Here is a 20,284-nt window from a genome sequence, read left to right on the forward strand (position 1 = left end):
CATGACCAAGACGTTCGCGATCTTCGGCGCCGGACCGGTGCTGGGACTTTCGCTCGCGCGTCGCTTCGGCCGCGAGGGTTTCCGTGCAGCCCTCGTCGCGCGCACCACCGAGAACCTCGACGCGCTCGTCGCCGAACTCGCCGAGGACGGCATCGAAGCGAGCGGGTTCGTCGCCGACGTCTACGAGCCCGAACAGCTCGCGGCCGCCGTCACCGCCATCGGCCGCATCGACGCGGTGGCGTTCAATCCCGGCGGCGGGACCATGGGAGAGGGCATCGTGCCGGTGCTCGACGTGGACCCGGAGAACCTCCGGCTCATCCTCGACCGCTTCCTGGTGTCCGCGGTGGCGCTGGTGCGGGCCGTGCTGCCGGCCATGACCGAACGTGGCGACGGCGCGATTTTGTTCACCGCCGGGCAATCCGGTCTGCACCCGGCGCCCTTCCTCGGCAACGTCGGCATGGCGCAGGCCGCGCTGCGGAACTACTTCCTCAACCTGAACTCCGTGCTCGCCGAGAAGGGCGTTTACGCCGGAGCCGTCAACGTCGGCGCGTTGATCGAGGGCAGTGTGCCGCATCGGGTGCTCACCTCGAGCCCGCTGGACTTCGAGCCCGAGGTGATCCATCCCGACGTCTTCGCCGATGCCTTCTGGAAGCTCTACGAGACGCGCGAAGCTCCCGAGGCGCTGGTCGGTTCGTTCGGGAGGTGACCTACTTTTCGATGGCGTAGGCCTCGATCTCGACCTTCATCTTCGGGTCGAGCAACGCCGAGACCTCGACCATCGTGGCCGCGGGAAGCACGTCACCGAAGGCTTCGCGGTGCGCCCGCGCCACGAGTTCGGCGTCCTTGATGTCGGTCACGTAGGTGACCGTGCGGACCACCGCGACCAGACTCGAACCGGCGTCCCGCAGCGCGGTCTCGATGATCGAAAGCACGGCCGTGGCTTGCTCGTACGCGTCACCCGAACGCGCGGGTTCCCGTGCCGTCGTCCCGGAAACGTGGATGTGCTCGCCGACGCGCACCGCCCGGCTGTAGCCGAAGACCCGCTCGAAGTCCCCGCCGGAGGAGATGTTCACCCGTTCAGTCATGGACCGAACGAAAGCACAAAGCGGCCCCGTACCGAAACCGGTACGGGGCCGCCGATGCTCACTTCTCTTCCTTGTCCTCCGGCGGCTTCTCGTTCACGGCCGGCGGGATGGCCTTCGTCAGTTCGACGATGGTCTTCCCGGCCATGCCCGAAGCGCCGTAGGTCGGGTCGCTGAGGATCTTGGTCGTCTTCTCGATCGCGTCCGCCACCTTCGGGAACCTCTTGTGCAGGTCGCCGATCGGGAAGCTGTTCCAGTAGTCGAACCGCTTCAAGATGTCCGCCGCCTCGGGGCGCCCCTCCAGCACCTTCGTCAGCTTCTCGCGCACGACCCGGAGGGGCATGTCGCTGAGCTTTTCCCGAGGAGGCTTGGGCGTTGCTTCCGGAGTGGTGTCAGACGGTTTGGCGGGCGGGCCTTCGATCGGCTTCTTGCCGCCGGGCATCGGCGTGCCACCACCGGGTTTCGGCTTGGGCAACGTGACCTTGCCGCCGCCGAGGGTCAGCTTCACGACGTCGTCCGCCGCCCCGCGCGTCTTGGCCAGGATCTTGATCATCTCGGCGAGCTTCTTGGCCGTGTCGGCGATCTGTTTGGCGATCTTGGCGATCGCCACGGCGACCGTGGTCATGATGGAGGCGATCGCCGCGATGATCGAACCGCCGAAGGTGATAGGCGCCAGCGCCACCGCCACGATGGCGGCCTTGAGGATGCCGGCCAGCGTCATGGCGATGATGTCGCGGACGATGCCGCGGACCGCGCCGATGACGGCACCGGCGATCCCCATCTGCTTGCCCGCGAAATTGACGTACTCGGCGAGCGCGTCGATCTGGGCGGCGACGCCCTCCATGTCGGCACGGAACTTGTCGGCGGCCTCGCCGTCCCACTTCTCCATGAACTTCTTGGTGGCGGCCGCGTGGTCCTCCGACCACTCCTTCACGGCCTTGCCCTCGTTGTAGATCGCCGTCTTGGCCGCCTCGATGCCCTTCGGGTCACCCATCAGGAAGTCCAGCGGCCAGCGGAAGATGACGATGTGCTCGATCAGCCAGCCGATCCCGGCGGTGAGCAGCGACCCGATCGGGTCGACGACCATGCCGAGGACCTCGATCGCCATCCCCGCCGAGGCCAGCCCGATGCTGAGGCTGTCGCCGTCGTCGACGGCTTTCTTCAGTGAGAACGCGGAATCGAAGAAGCCCGCGCCCGCGGTGTCCCCGCTGCCCGCGAGGAAACTGCGGTTCTCGTCCTTGAAGTCGTCGGCCTTGGTGCCGGTGTTGTTCCCGAAGTCGTTGCGGCTGTATTCGTCGCTCACTTGACCTTCACCTCGTCGATACCCTTGCCGGCGTCGGTGATCAGCTTCTCCGTCTCCTGCTCGTTGGCGTCGTACTTCTTCGCGGCCTCGCGCACCCTGTCCGAGAACTCCTGCACGTTCTCCGAGTACTTGTTGAGGTGGTCCCGCGCCTTCCCGCAGTGCATGCTCGCGCCGGCGCCGTAGATCTGGCCGCCGAAGATGCCGAAAATGCCGGGATCCGCGACGCAACTGCCCACCATGTCGGCGCTCTTCCGCAGCGCGTCCTCGAGTTTGTCGAGGTGACCGGCGAACTCGGTCATGGCTTCCGTCTTGACACCGAATCCGCTCACCACGGGCTCATTTCATCGTCGTCGGGGGAGGCCGGTCGCCGGGTTCGCGGCGCCGGGGGATTCGGCGGCCGTACGGGACGGCCCGGCTGCGGCGGCATCGGGGGGCCTGCCTGCGGCGGGGGCGGCGGCGGCCGGAAGCCCGCCTGCGGACGCGGATCCTCGTGGTGCGCCTCGGGAGCCCACTTGTCCTGCTCGGGGTTCTCCGGGGCGTCTTCCTCGTCCTCGACCTTCGGCAGGAACGTGCGGACCAGTTCGGCGGCCTCGTCGTTGCCGTTGATCTCGGTGTACGACTCCGTCACCTTCTCGACGGTCTTGCGCTGGGCCTCGCGCACCGTCTGCATGACCAGGGAGGAGAGCCGCGCGGGTCCCAGCGCGGTGGCCCGGTTGCCGAACTCGATCGCGCTCAGCGAGCCGTTGGCCTCGACCGTCACCGTCACCGAGCCGTCGGCGGACCGCACGGTGGACGCGGAGGAGGTGAACGCGGCCGTCAGGGCTTCGGCTTTTTCCTGGAGTTTCTTGGCCTCTCGCTCCAAAAGAAGCGCGAAGTCCTCACCTGCGTCGAAATTGGGTTGCATACGTCGCCTTGGCTCGGTTCGGATGGGGTGCGAGGTCGACGAGGCGCTCCGCGGAACTGCCAGAGATCGTCACGTATCGTTACCATCGCGCAGGCGTTCGGACAACCCGGATGATCAGGGATTGCCCGAAAGGTCCTCCGGCGGTGGTAGTTCGGGGCAGAGCCTGGAAGAGGGACCGCGATGGGAACCGGACCGGTCGTGCGGGACGCCGATCGAGACGACGTCATGGCCATCTGCCGCTTCGGCGAGGAGCACGTCCGAGCCCATTACACGCCGCTGATCGGCGAAGAAGCCGCGGCCCGGCAGGTGCGGATGTGGTGGAACGAGACGAACGTCGCGGGCGCCGTGGCCCGCGGTTCGGTGGTGATCGCCGACGACGGCGGGCACCTGGTGGGTGTCGGACAGCGCGGGCTCGACGGTGCGGAGCACGTGATCTACAAGCTGTACGTGCACCCTCGTCACCGAGGCGGCGGGTTGGGCAGGCGACTGCTCGATGTCCTCATCGGACAGTTGCCGCCGGGCACGGAACGGTTGTACATCGAGCATTTCGTGGCCAACGAACGCGCGGGAGCCTTCTACGAGCGCGAGGGTTTCAAGGTGGAGCGGATCGACGCCCGGCTCGGTGTGGTTTGGCGAGTCCGTGAACTTCGCTAGCGGAGGTTGCGGGCGAACGCCCCGTCGAGCCAGCGGTCGACCTGACGCTGGCCACGCAGACGGACGATGACGAGGTCCGGATACCGGTTCTCGGCGATGACCTTGCGCACGCGGGCTCGGATCATCGGGTGATAGCGCCAGGCGAGCTTGACGATGTGGTCGCCATCGGTGAAGAACGTGTACAGAAGGCCTTCGACGTTGCCGCCGGCGATCTTCGATCCGCGCCCCATCCGACGTTTCAGCGTCCGGACGACCGTGCGTGCCACGGTCAGCGCACGGGGATGATCGAGCCAGACGAGGACGTCCAACCGCTCGGTCATCCGCTCCCGGACCTCTTCGCCCTGCCATTCGATGGCCCACTCGTCGCCGGTGAGGAACTCCAGGACGTCGGCCTGCCAGGTCTCCCGCACCGTCCAGCCAGGCGCGTGGAAGAAGGACTCGAACTCGACGAACGGCAACTCCATGCGCTCGCACAGGGTTCGCGCCAGCGTCGACTTGCCGGATCCCGCGGGACCCGCCACCGCGACCCGCCGGATCCGGCGTCCGGGAAGAGCGTCGTCCGGCCCCATGATCTCCATGCCGTGAGCATAGGGACCATCGCTACCGCTTTTCGGCGGCCGTTTTCAGGTCCTTCAACCAGACTTCGAGGCCCTGTCCGAGCATCGCGGTGGAGTTGGGAACGTCCTTGTCGACCTGGGGGCCGGTGTGGCTCTCTTCGGTGCGGACGATGACGCCGCCGGGAACCTTGACGAAGGTCCAGACGTGGACGCCGTCGATGTGCATGCCTCCGGGGCCGTCGAGCGGCCCGGTCCAGCGGATGCACTTGCCGGACTGGAGCTGCCGGACGGTGGAAACGATGGTCACGTCCCCGGGCGGGTACGGCATGCCGGGCGGGACGGGAATGGTCCACTGGAACCGGGAATGCTTGCGGAACGGGCCGTCGTCCAGGCGTTTCATGGTGACGGGGAGGACGGGATTCTGCCACGACGGCCAGGCCTCCACGTCGGTCTGCAGGTTCCAGACGGTGCGCAGCGGCGCCTTGATGAAGGTCTCGGTCCGGTAGTGCACCTTGGCAGCGCGGTCGATGCCTTTTCCTTGGCAGGTCAGGGAAGTCGGTTTGTGGCCGTGAGCTTGGGCGGGTGCGGTGGCGCCGAGCACGCCGGCGAGGGCCAGTGGAACCGTGAGCAGGCCGGCGAGCCGACGGCTTGAGGTACCGAACATGATCCTTCTCCTCTTGTTCGCGAGCCGCTCTGTTAGTCGCTCTCGCTATGGTTAGAGCCTATAGCGAGCCGACGGCTAACGTCAAGAGGAAAGGTGAGAGGGTCTAACGCCGCGAGAGTTCGGGCTCCAGTCACGCGAAGTTTGGCTTCTGGACACAAGGAGCGCCGTCCTGGCAATCGCCTCGGCGGGTAGTGAGGGGCTCCTTCCCTACCCTGAGAGTAGGGAAGGAGCCCCTCACGGACCTACGATCCCGACCCAGCCGCCGTAAGCATCTAGAACACGGCCGGCCCTATCGCACTCACGAGACGCGAAGATGAGCGAGCGGGTCCTTCAGCGCTTCCGAGAGCCCGGCATCGGCATCCCCACCACCGCGACCACTCACGCGAGCGCCCGACCGGAGGCCTTCACGCGCAGCCGCTGTGGCTGCTGGTGCATGCGGGGCGAGTGGCGGTTACCGACCGGGGTTGAGATCAACCGCACCCGGAATCACATAGGTATTTACTGGTCAGACCCAGCCGATCCGCTCGTAGAACGGCGTGATCCACGCTCGGAACCGCTCCCCGTGGACCTCCTGGGCGGCGGCCACGATGGCGTCCGGGTCTTCGGCCGGTGTCAGGCCCCGCTCCTGGAGCCATTTGACGAACTCTTCGTGCGAGCCGCTGTGATCGTCGTCTTCCTCGCGGAAGTAGTCGGCCGAGTCGTGGTCGACCATGACCTCACCGTCGTAGCCCAGCAGCCGCAGGAAATCCCGGAAGTCGCGGGCGACGACCTGTTCGCCGCCCTCGTCGCCGAACACCACGACGGGCGACAGGGCGAGGTCCGTCTCGTCGCCGGTTCGCCAGATCGCGTACGTCGAGCCGCTCCCGTTCGCCTGGGCGAAGGGAATCACGCGGGACAGGAACTCCGGGTCGTCCAGCTCCTTGGGGAAGCGGTCCTTGTCGTCGTAGTCGTGCAGCTCGAAGCCATCGGCGATGAAGTCGCCGGCCGAGTCGTAGAGGTCCTTCAGCTCGTTCAGGACGGGGATCGGTGAGTACACGCCGGGCAGCATAAGCGAGACAGAAGTCCGTGAAGGCCTCCTTGAGGGACCTGGATCCCTCAAGGAGGACCGAACTCACGTGATTGGAGGCGGAACTCGCGTGATTGGAGGCGGAACTCAGGTCGAGCGGCCGAGGAAGGCCAGGAAGCGGGCCTGGGCGTCGGCGTCCGCGGGGGGCTTCAGCCGGGGGCCGAAGGTGCCCGGCGTGCGGCTGATGATCAGCCGGGCGAGGGAGAACGACGGCGCGATGAGATCGGGGTCCATGCGTACGTCCATGCCGAGCGCGGAGCCGATGTCCCAGGTGTGGACCAGGGTGTCGAAGGTGAGCAGGGCCAGGTAGCCGGTGACCGTCGCATCGGGACGGTTGGCCACGTACCACGCCGGGGCGGGCCGGTCGAGTATCTCGCCGGTGACGACGGCGTCGGTCGCGGAGCGTGTCGCGCGCCATTCGGCGAGCGGGTCGTCGCCGGCCAGTTCGCCGGGTTTCTCGGAGCCCGCGGGCCCGTGCTCCGTCGTGAATTCCTGGCCGCCCGCGTGCTGCCGCAGCACCTCCAGGCCCCAGATGACGTGGCCTGTCACGTCTCGCACCGTCCAGTGTTCGCACGCCGACGCCGCGTGCCACCGGTCTTCCGGCACGGCCGCGAGTACGGCGTCGAAGGCGTCCTGTGTCCGCCGGTAGCGGTCCGGAATCTCGTTCACGGGCACCTCATTTCAGCGTCGCGTTGATGGCGGCCAGCAGCTGTTCGGGTCCCGGCACCAGGGCCTTGTCGAGCGCGAGGGCGTACGGGATGACGGTGCCGTCCGGGCGGCACACCCGCCTCGGCGGCGCGACCAGGTCGAACTCCTCGGCCGCCGTCGCGACGATCTCCGCCCCGAGCCCGCACATGCGGTTCGAGTCGTCGATCACGACCAGGCGCCCGGTCTTGTCGACCGATTTGCGGAGGCATTCCCAATCGAAGGGGTATACCGTCCGCGGGTCGATGATCTCGATTTCGGCCCGGCCGCCGAGGCTTTCGGCGACCTCGATCGCCGTACCGACGTGCTGGCCGACCGCCACCACCGTCAGGTCGCCGCCCTCCCGGACGACGTTCGCCTCGCCCAGCGGGACGATGTCCTCTTCGCCCCCGTAGACCACATCCGTCGCTCCCAGCAACGACGACGGGGCGAACACGGCGACCGGGTCGGGATCCTGGATCGCCGACCGCAGCAGCCCGTACGCGTCCGCGGGCAGGCCGGGGACGACCGTTTTGATCCCCGCGTGGGCGAGCAGGCTGTACGGATTGTCCGAATGCTGGCCCGCCCAGCCGAACCGCGAACCCGAACCGGAGACGAGATACGTGACGGGGATCTGCACCTGCCCGCCGGTCATCAGGGAGAACTTGTGGGCCTGGTTCACGATCTGCTCGAACACCAGGTAGATCAGCGAGGAGATCTGGAATTCGATCACGGGCTTCTTGCCCGCCATCGCCGCGCCGGTCCCGAAGCTGGTGAAGGCCTGTTCGGACAACGGCGTGTCCAGCACTCGCTCCGGGCCGAACCGGGGCAGCAGCCCCGAGGTGACCCCGCTCGCGCCGACGCCGACGTCTTCGCCGAGCAGGAACACGTCTTCGTCGGCCGCCATTTCGGCGTGCAGGGCGAGGTTCATCGCGTGCATGTAGCCGAAGTTCGACGGAGAAGGCAGCTCGCTCACAGGATCACCCCAGGCCGGACGGCGGTCGTTCCCGCGTACAGGTACATCAATGCGTCCTTCGGATCGGGCGACGGGGCGTTCTTCGCGAACTCGACCGCCTCGTCGATTTCTTTCTTCACGGCGGCGTCGATCTCGGCGACGACGTCATCGCTGAGCTGACCTCCCAGCAGGGGAATCGGATCCCGCTCGCGCCAGAGGGCGACTTCCTCGGGATCGCGGAACTCGACGCCCAGGAGTTCGAGCACGGAGTGATGCCCGAAGAACCGGTACGTCTGGCATTCCAGGAACGCCGGGCCATGGCCCGCGCGGCATCCTTCGACGAGTTCGGCCGCGGCCTCCGCCACCGCCTCGACGTCCATGCCGTCGACCGTGCGCGCGACCATCCCGAAGCCTTCCGCGCGCCGTGCCGCGCCGCCCGCGAGCCCCGATTCGAGTTTGAGGCTCGTCGCGTACATGTTGTTCTCGCAGACGAACAGCACCGGCAGAGACCAGATCGCGGCCAGGTTGAAGGCTTCCAGCAGGACACCTTGGCTCATCGCCCCGTCGCCGAAGAAGCTGACGACGACCTCCGAGTTCCCGCGCGCCTTGGCGGCCCAGGCGGCGCCGGAGGCGATCGCCCCGCCGGCACCGACGATCCCGTTGGCGCCGAGGATGCCCAGCTTCATGTCCGCGGCGTGCATCGACCCGCCGCGGCCCTTGTTGAAGCCTTCGAGGGTGCCGAGGAGTTCGGCGAGCAGACGGCGCGGATCCGCGCCCTTCGCCAGCACGTGCCCGTGTCCCCGGTGCGTGCTGGTGATGAAGTCCCGGTCGGTCAGGTTCGCGCAGATGCCCACGGCGACCGCTTCCTGCCCGATGTACGGGTGGATGCCGCCGTCGATCTCACCGGCGATGGCCATCGCCAGGCAGCGCTCTTCGAACTCCCGGATCTGTTTCATGGACCGGTACAGGGCCATCCGGTTTTCACTGGTCATTTTCGCGACAGCCCTTCTGTGCCTTCTGCGGAGGTCCGGACGAGCATTCGGTCGACGTAGCGAAGCAGTGCGCCGTCGTCGGGGCTGGGCACGACGATCGAGTCGAACGCGCTGCTCGGCACGCCGTTGCGAGAAGTATCCGAAGTGGACTCGAACAGCAACTTGAGGATGGCGTGCTCCTCGGGGGAATGGGCTTCGAGCAACGAAAGCCAGTCCGCCACCGGCCGGACGCCGATCTCCGTGCCGGTGCTCCGCAGGAGTTCGACCAGGTGGGTGAGCCGCATCGGCCGACGGCTCGCCAGCACGAACCGGCTGCCGTCCTGCTGCTCCTCCATGCCGAGCCTGGCGAGCGCGCCCGCCGTTTCGTCCACCGCGATCCACGGTTCCTCGATCTCGGTGTCGGGTGCGCAGCCGAGTTCGAGAATGATCCGCAGCACTCGCAGCATGATGTCGCGCGTGTTCCCTTGTCCGGTGCGCGAGTCGCCGACGATCCGGGGGAGCCGGTAGATCGCCGCCGGCATCCCACGGTCATACGCGGTGGTGATCAGCTGCTCCGCGTGCGACTTGGTCTCCGCGTAACCGCTGCGGGAACCGTTTTCCTCGCCTGCGGAGATGGTCGACACGAACTGAAGCCGCTTGAGCCGGGTGGTCGCCGCGAGCCGGATCAGTTCGCGGGTGCCGCCCACGTTGGCGCCTGCTAGCTGTTCGTAGCTGGAGAGCGCGTCGACCCACGCGCCGTTGTGGCAGATCAGGTCGATTTCGCCCGCGAGCCGCGCGAAGGTCTCGGCGGTGAGGCCGAGCCCGGGTGCGGCGAGATCGCCAGGAACGACGGTGATCCGCTCGGGGTCGACCTCGTCCCACAGGCCATAGCGGTCCAGGTTCTCGCGTAGCCGTTGCCATCCCGCCTCTTCGTCGGCCGCGCGGACGAGACAGTGCACGCGCACGTTCTTCCGTGCGAGCAACTCGCGGACCAGGTACGCCCCGACGAAGCCGGTGGCCCCGGTGAGCAGGATCCCCGAAGCACCGGGCTCGCGGGGTGGCAGCCGGTCCGGGAGGACCCCGCGCAGTACGGCCTCCGGATCGAACGAGCGAGCGTTGATCCGCCGCTCGCCGTTGATTTCTTCGGCCAGCTTCGCGATCGTGGGCCGCTCGAACAGCGTCCGCAACGGCAGGTCGATCCGGAGGGTCTCCCCGATCCGGACGGCGAGTTGCGCGGCCTTCAGCGAGTGCCCGCCGACGTCGAAGAAGCTTTCGTCCCTGCCGACGGTTTCGCGGCCGAGGACCTGGGCCCAGATCGCCGCCAGCTTCTCCTCGGTCGGGTTGCGCGGGGGAGCGGCGTCGTCCGCCCGGGTTTCGCCCACGGGTTCGGGGAGCGCCCGGACATCCAGCTTTCCGTTGATGGTCAACGGGAGTTCGGGAAGCGACACGAACGCCGCGGGCACCATGTACTCCGGCAGCACGCTACGCAGGCGAGTACGCAATGCGTTGTCGTCGAGAGCGTCCGACACCTTGACGTAGGCGACGAGCTTCTTCTGTCCGGAGCCGTCTTCGCGGGCGATGACGGCAGCCTGCGAGATGTCCTCTGTGGACAGAAGTGCGGCTTCGATCTCGCGGGGTTCGATGCGGAAGCCGCGGATCTTGACCTGGTCGTCGACGCGGCCGAGGTACTCGATGTCGCCGTCGGCGTTGTGGCGGACGATGTCGCCGGTCCGGTACAGCCGATCACTGGTGGTGTCGTGGCGATTGGGGACGAACTGCTTCTCGGTGAGTTCCGGCTGTCCTCGATAGCCCCGCGCGACACCGGGTCCGGCCACGTGGAGTTCTCCCGGCACTCCCGTCGGCGCGAGCTCGCCGCGCTCGTCGAGGACGTACACACGCGTGTTGCCGAGCGGACGGCCGATGGGGATTCCGGTGACGTCCTCGGGAACAGGCGAGGGGATCGGGTGACACGTGGCGAACGTGGTGCATTCGGTGGGGCCGTAGCCGTTGAAGAGCCGCGTGCCCGGCAATGCGGCGACCGCGCGGCGGACGTGGTTGACCGACAGCGCTTCGCCGCCGACGAGCAGACGGCGAAGCCCGCTCAGCGCCGAGGTGTCCTCGTCGACGATGTGGTTGAACAACGACGAGGTCAGCCACGCCGTGCTGATCCGGTGCCGGGTGATCGCGTTCGCGAGCGGCCGGGCGGTGAGCACCCGTTCGGTCGAGATGACGCAGGTGGCGCCGGTGAGGAGGGCACCCCAGATCTCGAACGTGGCGGCGTCGAAGGAGATCGCCGAGGCGTGCAGGACCACTTCGTCCGGGCCGAGGATGCCCTCCGGCAGCCCGGTGACGAGCCGGATGATCGACCGGTGCTCGATTTCCACGCCTTTCGGGCGTCCGGTCGAGCCGGAGGTGTAGATGACGTACGCGAGATCGCGCGGCCCCACGCCGGTCTCCAGCGCGGTCTCCGGCTCCTCGTCGAGGGTCGGGTCACCGATCAGCTCGGTCGCGATCACCAGCCGCGCTCCGCCGTCGGTGAGCAGGAGCCGTTGGCGTTCCTCGGGATACGCGGGGTCGATCGGCAGATACGCGGCGCCGGTCTTGAGGATCGCGAGCAATGCGGTGATCAGCCCGATGGAGCGGGGCAGGCAGACGCCGATGACCGTTTCCGGCCCGGCGCCCAGGGTGCGCAACCGGTGCGCGAGGCGGTTGGACCGGACGTCGAGTTCGGCGTAGGTCAGGGAATCGTCACCGCAGACCAGGGCTGTCGCTTGTGGACGGACGCGGACCTGCTCGGCGAACACCGCGGGCACGGTCGCCGGAGACGGCAACGCCTCGGTCGTGTCGTTCCAGTCATCCGTCAGCCGGCGGATTTCGGAGTCGTCCATCATCGACCACGCCGAAAGCGGCCGCTCCGGTTCGGCGGCGACGGACGCGAGCAGCCGCCGGAAGTGCCCGGTGAAGCGTTCGATCGTGACCCGGTCGAACAGCTCGGCGTTGTAGTCGATCCGCGCTTCCAGCACGCCGCCGGAGTCCGCCACCTGGCATTCGAGATCGAACGGTTCCGCTTTCGAGCCGACCGGCGAGACTTCCGGCAATGGCCCGTCCACCAGCCGGAACACGACCTGGGCGAGCGGGTTGCGGCTGAAGTCCCGCCTGGGCGCCAGTTCCTCGACGAGACGCTCGAAGGGGATGTTCTGGTTCGCGTACGCGCCGACCGTGGTCTCCCGTACCCGGCCCAGCAGCTCCGCGAAGGTGGGATCGCCCGAAAGATCGGTGCGCAGCACCAGCATCTTGGCGTCGAACCCGGTCGGCGGCTCCGTCGTCGGCACACCGACCGTCACGTCCGTGGTGCGCGCGTAGCGGGACAGGACGACGTCGAAGGCCGCCAGCAGCGTCATGAACGGCGTGACGCCGTGACGACCGCTCAGCTCGCGGAGGCTCTCGGCCACGCCGGGATCCACGGTGAAGGGAAGCGAGTCGCCGCGGTAGGCCGCCATCGGCGGGCGTGCGCGATCCGTCGGCAGTTCCAAGGCCGCGGGCACGCCGTCGAGCTGTTTCCGCCAGTAGTCCAGTTGTCCGCGCAGTGCCTCGAAAATCGGCTCGTCGGGGTGCTCCAGCGTGTGTTCGACGAGCCGGACGAGCCTGCCGACGAGCCGCGTGGCGGTGGAGCGGTCGAAAAGACCGGTGCGGAACACCAGTGAACCGTGGAGTTTGCCGTCCTGCAGGTGGGTGACCAGTTCCAGATCGAACCGGGTCGCGACCCCCGCCCACGGCACGCTGGAGATCTCGCCTTCGCCGGGAGTGGGGAGCTCCCCGTTGTGCACCACCACGACGTCGAAGATCGCGTTGCGGCCGGCGTCCCGTTCGGGCCGGACCTCGGCGACCACCTGGTCGAACGGCGCCTGCTGATGCGCGTAGGCGTCGACCATCTTGGTCCGCGCCACCTTCAGCAGCTCGCGGAACGACATCGACGGGGTGATGTGCGTGCGCAGCACCACGGTGTTGACGAAGAAGCCGAGGACGTCGGCGAACCGGCGGTCGTCGCGACCGGCCAGCACCGTGCCGATCGTGACGTCCTCCTGTCCCGAATGGAGGGACAACAGGGCCTGGAACACCGCGGCCACGGCACTGGAGAGCGCGCAGCGATTCCGCAGGGCGAAGGCACTGAAAGCCTTCGTGAGCTCGGCGGGGAATTCGAAATCGACGTGGTCGCCCGCGAAACCGGGATTACCCGTGCGCGGCCGGTCCGTCGGCAGCCGCAGCGGCTCGAAGCCGTCGAGCTCACGCCGCCAGTAGTCGAGATGCTCCGCCCCCGAGCCGGTGCCGGCGCGCTGCACCGCGACGAACTCCTCGTAGGTCACGTCGAGCGGTGCGAGGGTCTCCGACCGGTAGAGCCTGACGACGTCCTCGGTCACGATCTGGATGGACCGCCCGTCGGTGATGATGTGGTGGTTCACCAGGCACAGCACGGCCGATCCGTCGGCGCATTCGACCACCATCGCGCGTACCGGCGGCGCCGCCGCGAGATCGAACGGTTCACTGACCAGGTCGGCCGTGTGCTTCTGCCACTCGTTCTCACCCGGCCCCGCGGTCCGCCGCGCCACCGGGATGCGGAAGCCAGGGGTCGGTACGGCGGCGGGTGTCCCCGATCCGTCCACGACGAACCGCCAGCGGAGCACCGGATGACGGTCGACGAGCGCGCCGAGTGCCTTGTCGAGCGCTTCGAAATCGACGCCGTCGTGGAATCGGAGGACGATCGGGATGTTGTACGCGGCGCTGGTCCGGTCGAGTTGCTGCACCAGCCACAGCCGCTCCTGTCCGAGCGACAACCTCATCGATTTCTCCTTCATCCGGCGTTCGCTCGTGGAGCGGCGACGACCTCGCGGTCCGTCGCGGCTTCGATCAGGGCCTTTTCGTCGACTTTCCCGTTGCGGGTGAGCGGGATCTCGTCGACCACCACCCAGAGGGCGGGTATCGCGTAACTCGGCAGCTGCTGTGACAGGAACGCGCGCAGGCACCGGAAATCCGTGCCCTGCCCGGGGTGCGCGACGACGGCCGCCACGAGCTGAGGGCTCTGGCCCGGCTGCCGGGCGACGACGATCACGGCGTCGCGGAGACCGGGGTGACCGGCGAGGATGGTGCCGATCTCCTCGGTCTCGATGCGGTGGCCGTCGAGTTTGATCTGCTTGTCCGCGCGGCCGAGGAACAGCACGTCGCCGTTCGGGTCGAGCCGGACCAGATCACCCGTGCGGTACAGGCGTTCGTCCACGTCCTTGGAGAAGTGGCCGAACCGCTTGCCCGTTTCGGTCTCGTCGTCGAGATAGCCGTCGGCCAAACCCGCTCCGGCCGCGTACAGTTCGCCGATCCCGCCGGGCGGCACGAGACGCGCGTTCCGGTCGAGAACGAAGACCTTCGTACCGGCGATCGGCCTGCCGATGGGCAGCGGGCCGTCGATCTCCGCGTTGCCGCGCACGGTGTGCGTGGTCGTGAAGGTGGTGTTCTCGGTGGGTCCGTATCCGTTCGTGAGCACCAGACCGGGGTACGACTCGAGGACTTGGGCCGCCGCGTCGTGCGGGACGACCTCGCCGCCGCTCAGGAGCCAGCGGAGTCCGGCGAGCGCCTGCGGCCGTGACTTGACGACCAGCCGGAACAGGCTGGCGGTCAGCCAGGCGACCGTGACTTCCCGTTCGGTGAAGAACTTTTCGAGCTTCCGGACCGTCGGAAGCCTTCCGGGAAAGGCCTCCAGCGTCGCGCCGTTGAGCAAGGTCACCCAGATCTCGTACGTCGACGCGTCGAACGCCAGCGGCGCCATCCGCAGCACCCGGTCACCGGGGCGCATCCGGAGCTCCGGCGTCCGCGCCAGCCGCGTGACCGCGCGATGCGGGACGACGACACCCTTCGGTTCACCGGTGGAGCCCGAGGTGAACGCGATGTACGCCGTCCGGCCCGGATCGCCGGGGCCAGGTGCCGTCGGCTCGGCAGCCGCGCCGATTTCCGTTCCGGGAAGCCAGGAATCGACCCGGACGAGGTCGCGCAGGACGGGATGGCCTGCCGAGGCGGCGTCGACCACCACCGCCGCGGGCGCCAGCTTGCCGACGATCCGCGCCAGCCGTGCTTCCGGTGCGTCCTCGTCGAATCCCGCGTACGCGGCGCCGGCGCGGACGATCGCGAGCAGCGCCACGATCTCGCCGACGGACCGCCGGGTCGCGACGAGCACCGTGTCACCGGGCCGGACCCCGGCCCGCCGCAGCACACCGGCGTATTCACCGGCGGCCCGCGCGAGCTGCCCGTACGTCAGCTCGGCGCTCGCGTCGCGGACCGCGACCGCCTGCGGCCGGAGCTCGACCTGTTCCAGGAACAGGCTTTCGATGCCCGCCGCAGGCGTGTCCGCGCCGACCAGCCCGTCGAGGAAGCGACGGCGTTCCGGCGCGATGCAGCGCACGTCCTCCAGCGAACCCTCAAAGGAGGACAGCTCGTGCACCGCGGCGGCCACGTCGTCGACGAACCCGTGCTCGGCGCCTGGCACCTCGGTGACGAACCGGACCTCGCCGGAGCGCAGATCCCCGTGCAGGGAACTGAGCACGAGATCCACCGGCCCGTCTTCGACGACGCCGACCGGATGGACCGACCCCAGGAAGTCTTCGATCCACACCTCGTCGTCGACCCGAACCCGGATCACCCGCCCCGCGACCGAGATCGCGGCCTCGCCCGCCGCCGTCCACCGGCACAGGGTCACCGCGAACGCGGCCAGCACCAGTGCCGCGCGGCGGTACTCGGAGGGCTCGACCGCGAGCTCGGCCTTCAGCTCGTAGGGAGCGGCGAGCACATCAGGCATCGGCCTCGCTGCTCCCCGCGCGCTTGCGCTCCAGCCGGACATGAAGGTGATCGGGCCGCCGGAAGATGTGGCCCCGCTCCCGCAGGCGCCAGAAACCCTGCCGGACACCGTCGAGCGAACCGCTGAGCCGGACGCCGCCGAACCGCTGCGACAACCGCTCGAACAGCGTGTCGAACTCCGCCAAGGCCAGCTGAATGCCCAGGCAGGTGTGCGGGCCCGCCGAAAAGGCCAGCAGCCGCTGGTCGGTCCGTTCCGGGCGCCAGGAATCCGGGTCCTCGAAGGCGTTCTCGTCGCGGCTGGCACTGCCCAGCGAGAGCAGCAGCGCGGACCGGCGCGGGATGTCCACCCCGTGCAGGTTCAGGTCCTTGGTCGCGTACCTGAGGATGGTGTGGCTCGGCGGTTCCCACCGCAGCGTCTCGCGGACCACCTGAGTGCGGTACTCCTGATCCGCCAATGTCGACAGGTCGACATTGTGCGCCAGGACCGCGTACATGATCTTGCCGATGGTGGCGACGCTCGTCTCGGTGCCGGCCAGCAGGAACAGCGTGGCCGTGCCCAGCATGGACTCATCGAGCGGTTCGCCCGGCGGGAAGACGAGGTCGAGGAACGGCATCCGGTCGCCTTCACGGCGCCGGGCGAGCTTGTCCTTGAGGTAGTCGATCAGCTCCGCCTTGGCCGTGAGCGCCGAGTCCAGCGAGGTCGCCGGGAACTCGATCGCGCCCGCCAGCGGAAGGACCCGGGGGCGCAGCCAGGCCGCGTCCTCCGGCGGCAAGCCGAACAACCGCGTGACCATCGCGTACGGCACGCCGACCGCGACCCGCTCCATGAACTCGACGTCGACCTCGTTCTTGGTGCCCATTTCGGCCTCGATCGAGTCGAGGACCTGGTCCACCGCGGGAACGAGGATCTCCGTGCGCAGCCGCTTCACCGACCCGCCGGCGAACAGCGGCATGAACAGCTTCCGCAGATCGCGATGGCGGGGGCCGTCGGTGTCCAGCAGCGTCCGGCCGAACAGCCGCCTGCTGCTGCGCATCGGGAAGCCGCTGCCGACCTCGCGATCCGACAGCAGGTTCTGGACGTCTTCGAACCTGGTGACCAGGAAGGCGTTGAACGCCTCCGACCAGTACACCGGCTCCGAACGCCGGAGCTCTTTGTAGATGGGCCAAGGGTCGGCGAGGAACTCGTCGGAGCTGAAGTCCAGCTTCACCGTGGTGGGGCTCATTTGTCGCCTCCGTTTCCGACCAGCTCGGTCCGGGACTTCAGCTGACGGGCGGCTTCTTCCGAGGTCAGCCGGATCGACTCGGTGGTGCCGTCGTATCCGCCGGTGAGGGCGGGCAGGACCTCGTGCGCGAGCCCCGTCAGCTGTTCGAGGGTCGCCTGGTGCGAAACCCACCTGGGGACGAAGAAGTTCAGCGACACCGGGTCACCGACGCGGTCGAGGAGATCACGGATCCGGGCGGCGCAGGTCGCGGCGTCGCCGACGATGAACCCGCCCGTGTCGACGAGGTTCTGCAACGTCTTGCGGTGCGCGACGGGGGAATCCGGGATGGGCATGCCCAAGGTGTTGCGGTACAGGCCGCGGCGCAGCGCGGAAAAGCCCTCGAGCAGTTCTTCCACACCCGCGGCGGGGGAGTCGGCGATGTGGACGAAGACGTTGCAGCGGACCCGCGTCCCGCCGGCGGACTTGTTCCGGTACGACTCCACCCGCTCGGTCAGCGCGCCGACCGGATCCGGGTCCATACCGGGCCGGATGGAGCCCCACGGCGGTGCCACGTGGACGGTCGGGGTCGTCGCGGTGTCGGTCAGAAGCTCGATTCCGGCCGGGCTGAGCGAAGACGCGACGACGGTCTCGATGGCGCCCGCGCCCCTGAGCGGCTGGAGCTGCAGGACGGCCTTCTTCGCGGTGAACCACGGTGTCGTGGTGTTGACCGTCTCGCCGTTGAGAAGCGCTTGCACCGTCGCCAGCGCGGCCCGGAAGTGATCGCGGACCGAGGCCGGATCCACCCCGATCATTTCCATGTCGTGGACGTAGGTCCCGGTGCCGACCCCCAGGATCGCCCGCCCGGCGGTGAGGTGGTCGAGCAGCACGATCCGTTCCGCGACATGCAGGGGATGGTGATACGGAAGCGGGATCACGCCGGTGGCGAAGTGGATGCGGCGCGTCTCGCGGGCCAGCGCCGCCATCAGCATTTCAGGGGAGCTGAGCGTGCTCCAGCCGCTGGAATGGTGCTCGCCGAGCCAGATCTCGTCGAAACCCAGGTCGTCGACCAGGCCGCACAGTTCGATATCGCGCTTCAGCGACGCGTGCGGGCTGACCGAAGGGTCGTGGAAGGGAGGCAGGAAGCAGCCGAAGGCCTTGGTGTGCGTGATCACGGGAACTCCTGATCTTGGGTCCGGGAAAGGGCTCAGGCCGACGGGACCTGCTCCAGCAGGTAGTCGCAGAACTTGTCCACAGTGGTCAGATCCTCGTTCTCCTCGAGGTCGATGAACACGTCGAGCTTCGTCTCGATCTTCTCGATGAGCGCGAGGTACTCGATGGAGCTCATACCCGTCTCGGGGAACTCCGTGTCCGCCTCGATGGTCTGGTTTTCCAGAACGCCGCCTGCGACTTCGGTCAGGAGGGAGAAAATCTGCTGACGCAATTCCGTCCGCGCGTCTTCCGCGTTCATGTGTCCCCTTTGCTGAATCCGCGCATACGGGCGCGAATGGATGAGTTCGAAAGGTGTTTCCGCCGCGATCGGGCGCGCCGGACCAGGCCGGTGGTTTCAGACCTGTTTACGTTGGTGTGGCAGAGAAAAGCACCACAGTGTGCACTCCGCCGTTCCGCCCAGTGACTCCATTGTGTCTCGAAGCGTCCGCGATCCGCAACCGTCCCCGTCGCCGGTGTTCTTTGTTCTCCGCGAAAAAGGGGCTTTCCGCGCATCGCGTGCGTGGAAAGCCCCTTCGGATCGGATCAGCGCTTGCGCTTCTGGAGTAGTTCCGCGAACTGCCGCCAGTCCTCCGCCCGCGACTTGGCGAGTTCGGAGATCAATTCCAGCCGGTGTTCGGGGATGTTCCTCGCCACTTGATCCCACTCGTCGCGGTCGTTCAGATGACCGTCGAGCAAACGCACCAAAGTGCGCCCGGACTCGGTGTAGCGAATGGTGGGATCCGAGCGGAGCCGCTCCACCGCCGCTTGATTGTCAGCACCCGATGTCGTGCCGGGGTCGCCGGCTTCGGCCTGCCGGACACGTGGCCTCGCCGAGGTGCGTGCCTCGTTTCGCGTCGCCGTGGGTGACGAGTCCTCGCCGTGGCGGTGCCGATGGCGCACGTCGTGCGCCGTCGCGAGGGAAATCCCCGCACCGCGCGCGATGTCCCGGATCGAGGCGGTGGGATTGCTCGAAATCAGCTCGTGGGCACGCCGCCGTCCTTGGGTCGGATCCAGCGCGCGAACGCGTCCGTCCCGGCCGACGTGGGCGTTCGACTGGGGAACTTCCCCACTCGAACGGCGGCGCAACTTGCCGACCGTCTTGTGCGACAGGCCCGTGACCGCCGCGATCGCGCGGTCGGACCAGTGCGGGCGGACGTCGAGGATCCGGCAGGCGGCGGTCTTGCGGTCGGCGAGGGAAAGCGGCAGGCCGTGCGCGATGTTCGACTTCACCGCGAGGATGAACGCGGCCTGCTCGTCGCCGTCGAAGAACCGCGCGTTGATCACGGTGGCCTTCTTCAGCCGCGCCGCCTGCAACCGATGTGTGCCGTCGATCACTCGCATCGTGGGCCGGTGCACGAGAATCGGCGGAAGCGGGGCGTCCGTTTCGGCGAGCACTCGCACGTACGCCGGATCGATCCCCGCCGCCCTCGGGGAGTCTTCCACGGACAACTCGTCGAGCGGTACCTCGACGACCTCGCCCAGCGGTGGATCCGAGCCCGCGGAGGCCCACTCACCTTCCCTCCTGGCTGTGGGGATCTGCGTGCCGTCCGCAGTTTTCTCCTTATGCCAGTTTAACATCTTCTAGCCCCCAGAGCACTTGGTGAATGTCAAACCTTTTCCACTATTCAAGCGGGCGGGAGTGGTTGTCAAGTGCCGCGAGTCGAGCCTGCTGGTCGCCTGGGTGTTCGACCACGGACTCGGCGGCTTGGTGGGTTTCGTGCGGTGTCGTTGAGTTACTCGTTACTGTGCGTCGCCGTCGGCGTCGCGCAGAACCCTTGAGGGGTAAGGCAAACTCGACAGAGCGCCGTAAGTCGCTTGACGGGAGCACGTCGTCCGCGCAACCTGGTCTGGACCCCCGCGGGCGGAAGGAACCGCAGGAATCGGTCGAACGACGGCTCGGCTGATTCTTCCGTGAACATTCCGGGGATCGGTCGTTAAATGGCGGGATGTTTCTTTCGCGTCTTTCGCAACGTCGGTTCGCCGGGGGAGCGAAGGGCTCACGGCCGCCCGCAGAGCTGACGATGGAGGTTTTGGGACGTTCAGTGTCCCAAAACCTCCATCGTCGCGAAAGCACACCGATCCGGGCCCGGCATCGCGTCGGGGGGGGGCCCCCGGGGGGGCCCGCCCGCCCGGCCGGGGGGGGAGGGGGGCCCACCCGGCGGGCGGGCAGGGGGGGGGGGGGGCGCCCCCCCCGGA

Annotated in this window: 18 protein-coding genes; 2 read left to right on the forward strand and 16 right to left on the reverse strand. The window is 68.0% G+C overall.

The features are described 5' to 3' along the window. The first annotated feature begins 1 nt into the window (after nucleotide 1). Entirely contained in the window at nucleotides 2-706 is a 705-nt protein-coding gene (locus tag ACIHAO_RS41775) for an SDR family NAD(P)-dependent oxidoreductase (protein ID WP_396567684.1), read from the forward strand. 1 nt (nucleotide 707) lies between these two features. On the opposite strand, the gene ACIHAO_RS41780 is transcribed toward ACIHAO_RS41775, so the two are convergent. Genes ACIHAO_RS41780 through ACIHAO_RS41795 form a run of 4 tightly spaced genes read right to left on the reverse strand, consistent with a single transcriptional unit; the run spans nucleotide 708 to nucleotide 3,289 of the window. Further along, nucleotides 708-1,085, reverse strand: coding sequence for a RidA family protein (locus tag ACIHAO_RS41780; protein WP_233599163.1), 378 nt, complete (start codon nucleotides 1,083-1,085; stop codon nucleotides 708-710). Between the two features lie 58 nt (nucleotides 1,086-1,143). Further along, the gene (locus tag ACIHAO_RS41785) at nucleotides 1,144-2,385 is read right to left on the reverse strand and encodes a hypothetical protein (protein WP_396567687.1); all 1,242 of its coding nucleotides are present in this window, start codon (nucleotides 2,383-2,385) and stop codon (nucleotides 1,144-1,146) included. Beyond that, nucleotides 2,382-2,714, reverse strand: coding sequence for a type VII secretion target (locus ACIHAO_RS41790; RefSeq protein ID WP_396567689.1), 333 nt, complete (start codon nucleotides 2,712-2,714; stop codon nucleotides 2,382-2,384). Before ACIHAO_RS41790 ends, ACIHAO_RS41785 begins: the two co-directional genes overlap by 4 nt. After that, entirely contained in the window at nucleotides 2,711-3,289 is a 579-nt protein-coding gene (locus tag ACIHAO_RS41795) for a YbaB/EbfC family nucleoid-associated protein (RefSeq protein WP_396567691.1), read from the reverse strand. The genes ACIHAO_RS41790 and ACIHAO_RS41795 overlap by 4 nt, the downstream gene beginning before the upstream one ends. 180 nt (nucleotides 3,290-3,469) lie before the next feature. On the opposite strand from ACIHAO_RS41795, the gene ACIHAO_RS41800 reads away from it, so the two are divergent. Continuing rightward, nucleotides 3,470-3,943, forward strand: a complete 474-nt coding sequence (locus ACIHAO_RS41800; protein WP_396567693.1) for a GNAT family N-acetyltransferase — start codon at nucleotides 3,470-3,472, stop codon at nucleotides 3,941-3,943. Here the strand turns inward: ACIHAO_RS41800 and ACIHAO_RS41805 are convergent. From ACIHAO_RS41805 to ACIHAO_RS41860, 12 genes are all read right to left on the reverse strand, one after another. Continuing rightward, nucleotides 3,940-4,521, reverse strand: a complete 582-nt coding sequence (locus ACIHAO_RS41805) for an adenylate kinase (protein WP_396567695.1) — start codon at nucleotides 4,519-4,521, stop codon at nucleotides 3,940-3,942. The two genes, ACIHAO_RS41800 and ACIHAO_RS41805, sit on opposite strands and share 4 nt — an antisense overlap. Before the next feature lie 22 nt (nucleotides 4,522-4,543). Next, nucleotides 4,544-5,164 (reverse strand): SRPBCC family protein, encoded by a 621-nt coding sequence (locus ACIHAO_RS41810; RefSeq protein ID WP_396567697.1) that lies wholly within the window; start codon nucleotides 5,162-5,164, stop codon nucleotides 4,544-4,546. Between the two features lie 505 nt (nucleotides 5,165-5,669). After that, nucleotides 5,670-6,200: a hypothetical protein gene (locus tag ACIHAO_RS41815; protein ID WP_396567699.1), complete on the reverse strand. Its 531-nt coding sequence runs from the start codon at nucleotides 6,198-6,200 to the stop codon at nucleotides 5,670-5,672. Nucleotides 6,201-6,317: 117 nt separating this feature from the next. Further along, nucleotides 6,318-6,899: a TIGR03086 family metal-binding protein gene (locus tag ACIHAO_RS41820; RefSeq protein ID WP_396567701.1), complete on the reverse strand. Its 582-nt coding sequence runs from the start codon at nucleotides 6,897-6,899 to the stop codon at nucleotides 6,318-6,320. Between the two features lie 7 nt (nucleotides 6,900-6,906). Beyond that, on the reverse strand, nucleotides 6,907-7,890 hold the full coding sequence (locus ACIHAO_RS41825) for an alpha-ketoacid dehydrogenase subunit beta (protein WP_396567703.1): 984 nt from the start codon (nucleotides 7,888-7,890) through the stop codon (nucleotides 6,907-6,909). Next, a complete protein-coding gene (locus ACIHAO_RS41830) occupies nucleotides 7,887-8,861 on the reverse strand; it encodes a thiamine pyrophosphate-dependent dehydrogenase E1 component subunit alpha (RefSeq protein ID WP_396567705.1) in 975 nt (324 codons plus the stop codon). The genes ACIHAO_RS41825 and ACIHAO_RS41830 overlap by 4 nt, the downstream gene beginning before the upstream one ends. After that, complete coding sequence (locus ACIHAO_RS41835; protein ID WP_396567707.1) at nucleotides 8,858-13,678, reverse strand: amino acid adenylation domain-containing protein; 4,821 nt, start codon at nucleotides 13,676-13,678, stop codon at nucleotides 8,858-8,860. Before ACIHAO_RS41835 ends, ACIHAO_RS41830 begins: the two co-directional genes overlap by 4 nt. 11 nt (nucleotides 13,679-13,689) lie before the next feature. Next, nucleotides 13,690-15,678 carry an amino acid adenylation domain-containing protein gene (locus tag ACIHAO_RS41840; RefSeq protein WP_396567709.1) on the reverse strand — a complete coding sequence of 663 codons (1,989 nt, stop codon included), beginning with the start codon at nucleotides 15,676-15,678 and terminating at the stop codon, nucleotides 13,690-13,692. Next, the gene (locus tag ACIHAO_RS41845; protein ID WP_396567711.1) at nucleotides 15,671-16,900 is read right to left on the reverse strand and encodes a cytochrome P450; all 1,230 of its coding nucleotides are present in this window, start codon (nucleotides 16,898-16,900) and stop codon (nucleotides 15,671-15,673) included. Before ACIHAO_RS41845 ends, ACIHAO_RS41840 begins: the two co-directional genes overlap by 8 nt. After that, nucleotides 16,897-18,051 carry an LLM class flavin-dependent oxidoreductase gene (locus ACIHAO_RS41850; RefSeq protein WP_158632639.1) on the reverse strand — a complete coding sequence of 385 codons (1,155 nt, stop codon included), beginning with the start codon at nucleotides 18,049-18,051 and terminating at the stop codon, nucleotides 16,897-16,899. Before ACIHAO_RS41850 ends, ACIHAO_RS41845 begins: the two co-directional genes overlap by 4 nt. Nucleotides 18,052-18,083: 32 nt before the next feature. After that, a complete protein-coding gene (locus ACIHAO_RS41855; protein WP_396567714.1) occupies nucleotides 18,084-18,347 on the reverse strand; it encodes an acyl carrier protein in 264 nt (87 codons plus the stop codon). A 284-nt stretch (nucleotides 18,348-18,631) separates the two neighbouring features. Then, entirely contained in the window at nucleotides 18,632-19,666 is a 1,035-nt protein-coding gene (locus tag ACIHAO_RS41860; RefSeq protein WP_396567716.1) for a ParB/RepB/Spo0J family partition protein, read from the reverse strand. Nucleotides 19,667-20,284: the final 618 nt, after the last annotated feature.

The organism is Amycolatopsis sp. NPDC052450 (assembly GCF_044547565.1).
Classification (GTDB): Bacteria; Actinomycetota; Actinomycetes; order Mycobacteriales; family Pseudonocardiaceae; genus Amycolatopsis.

Excerpts from the sequence above, each read along its gene's own strand:
- ACIHAO_RS41775 (WP_396567684.1), top strand. The coding sequence starts at position 2 with ATGACCAAGACGTTCGCGATCTTCGGCGCCGGACCGGTGCTGGGACTT.
- ACIHAO_RS41780 (WP_233599163.1), bottom strand. The coding sequence starts at position 1,085 with ATGACTGAACGGGTGAACATCTCCTCCGGCGGGGACTTCGAGCGGGTC.
- ACIHAO_RS41795 (WP_396567691.1), bottom strand. The coding sequence starts at position 3,289 with ATGCAACCCAATTTCGACGCAGGTGAGGACTTCGCGCTTCTTTTGGAG.
- ACIHAO_RS41800 (WP_396567693.1), top strand. The coding sequence starts at position 3,470 with ATGGGAACCGGACCGGTCGTGCGGGACGCCGATCGAGACGACGTCATG.
- ACIHAO_RS41805 (WP_396567695.1), bottom strand. The coding sequence starts at position 4,521 with ATGGAGATCATGGGGCCGGACGACGCTCTTCCCGGACGCCGGATCCGG.
- ACIHAO_RS41810 (WP_396567697.1), bottom strand. The coding sequence starts at position 5,164 with ATGTTCGGTACCTCAAGCCGTCGGCTCGCCGGCCTGCTCACGGTTCCA.
- ACIHAO_RS41830 (WP_396567705.1), bottom strand. The coding sequence starts at position 8,861 with ATGACCAGTGAAAACCGGATGGCCCTGTACCGGTCCATGAAACAGATC.
- ACIHAO_RS41835 (WP_396567707.1), bottom strand. The coding sequence starts at position 13,678 with ATGAGGTTGTCGCTCGGACAGGAGCGGCTGTGGCTGGTGCAGCAACTC.
- ACIHAO_RS41840 (WP_396567709.1), bottom strand. The coding sequence starts at position 15,678 with ATGCCTGATGTGCTCGCCGCTCCCTACGAGCTGAAGGCCGAGCTCGCG.
- ACIHAO_RS41845 (WP_396567711.1), bottom strand. The coding sequence starts at position 16,900 with ATGAGCCCCACCACGGTGAAGCTGGACTTCAGCTCCGACGAGTTCCTC.
- ACIHAO_RS41855 (WP_396567714.1), bottom strand. The coding sequence starts at position 18,347 with ATGAACGCGGAAGACGCGCGGACGGAATTGCGTCAGCAGATTTTCTCC.
- ACIHAO_RS41860 (WP_396567716.1), bottom strand. The coding sequence starts at position 19,666 with ATGTTAAACTGGCATAAGGAGAAAACTGCGGACGGCACGCAGATCCCC.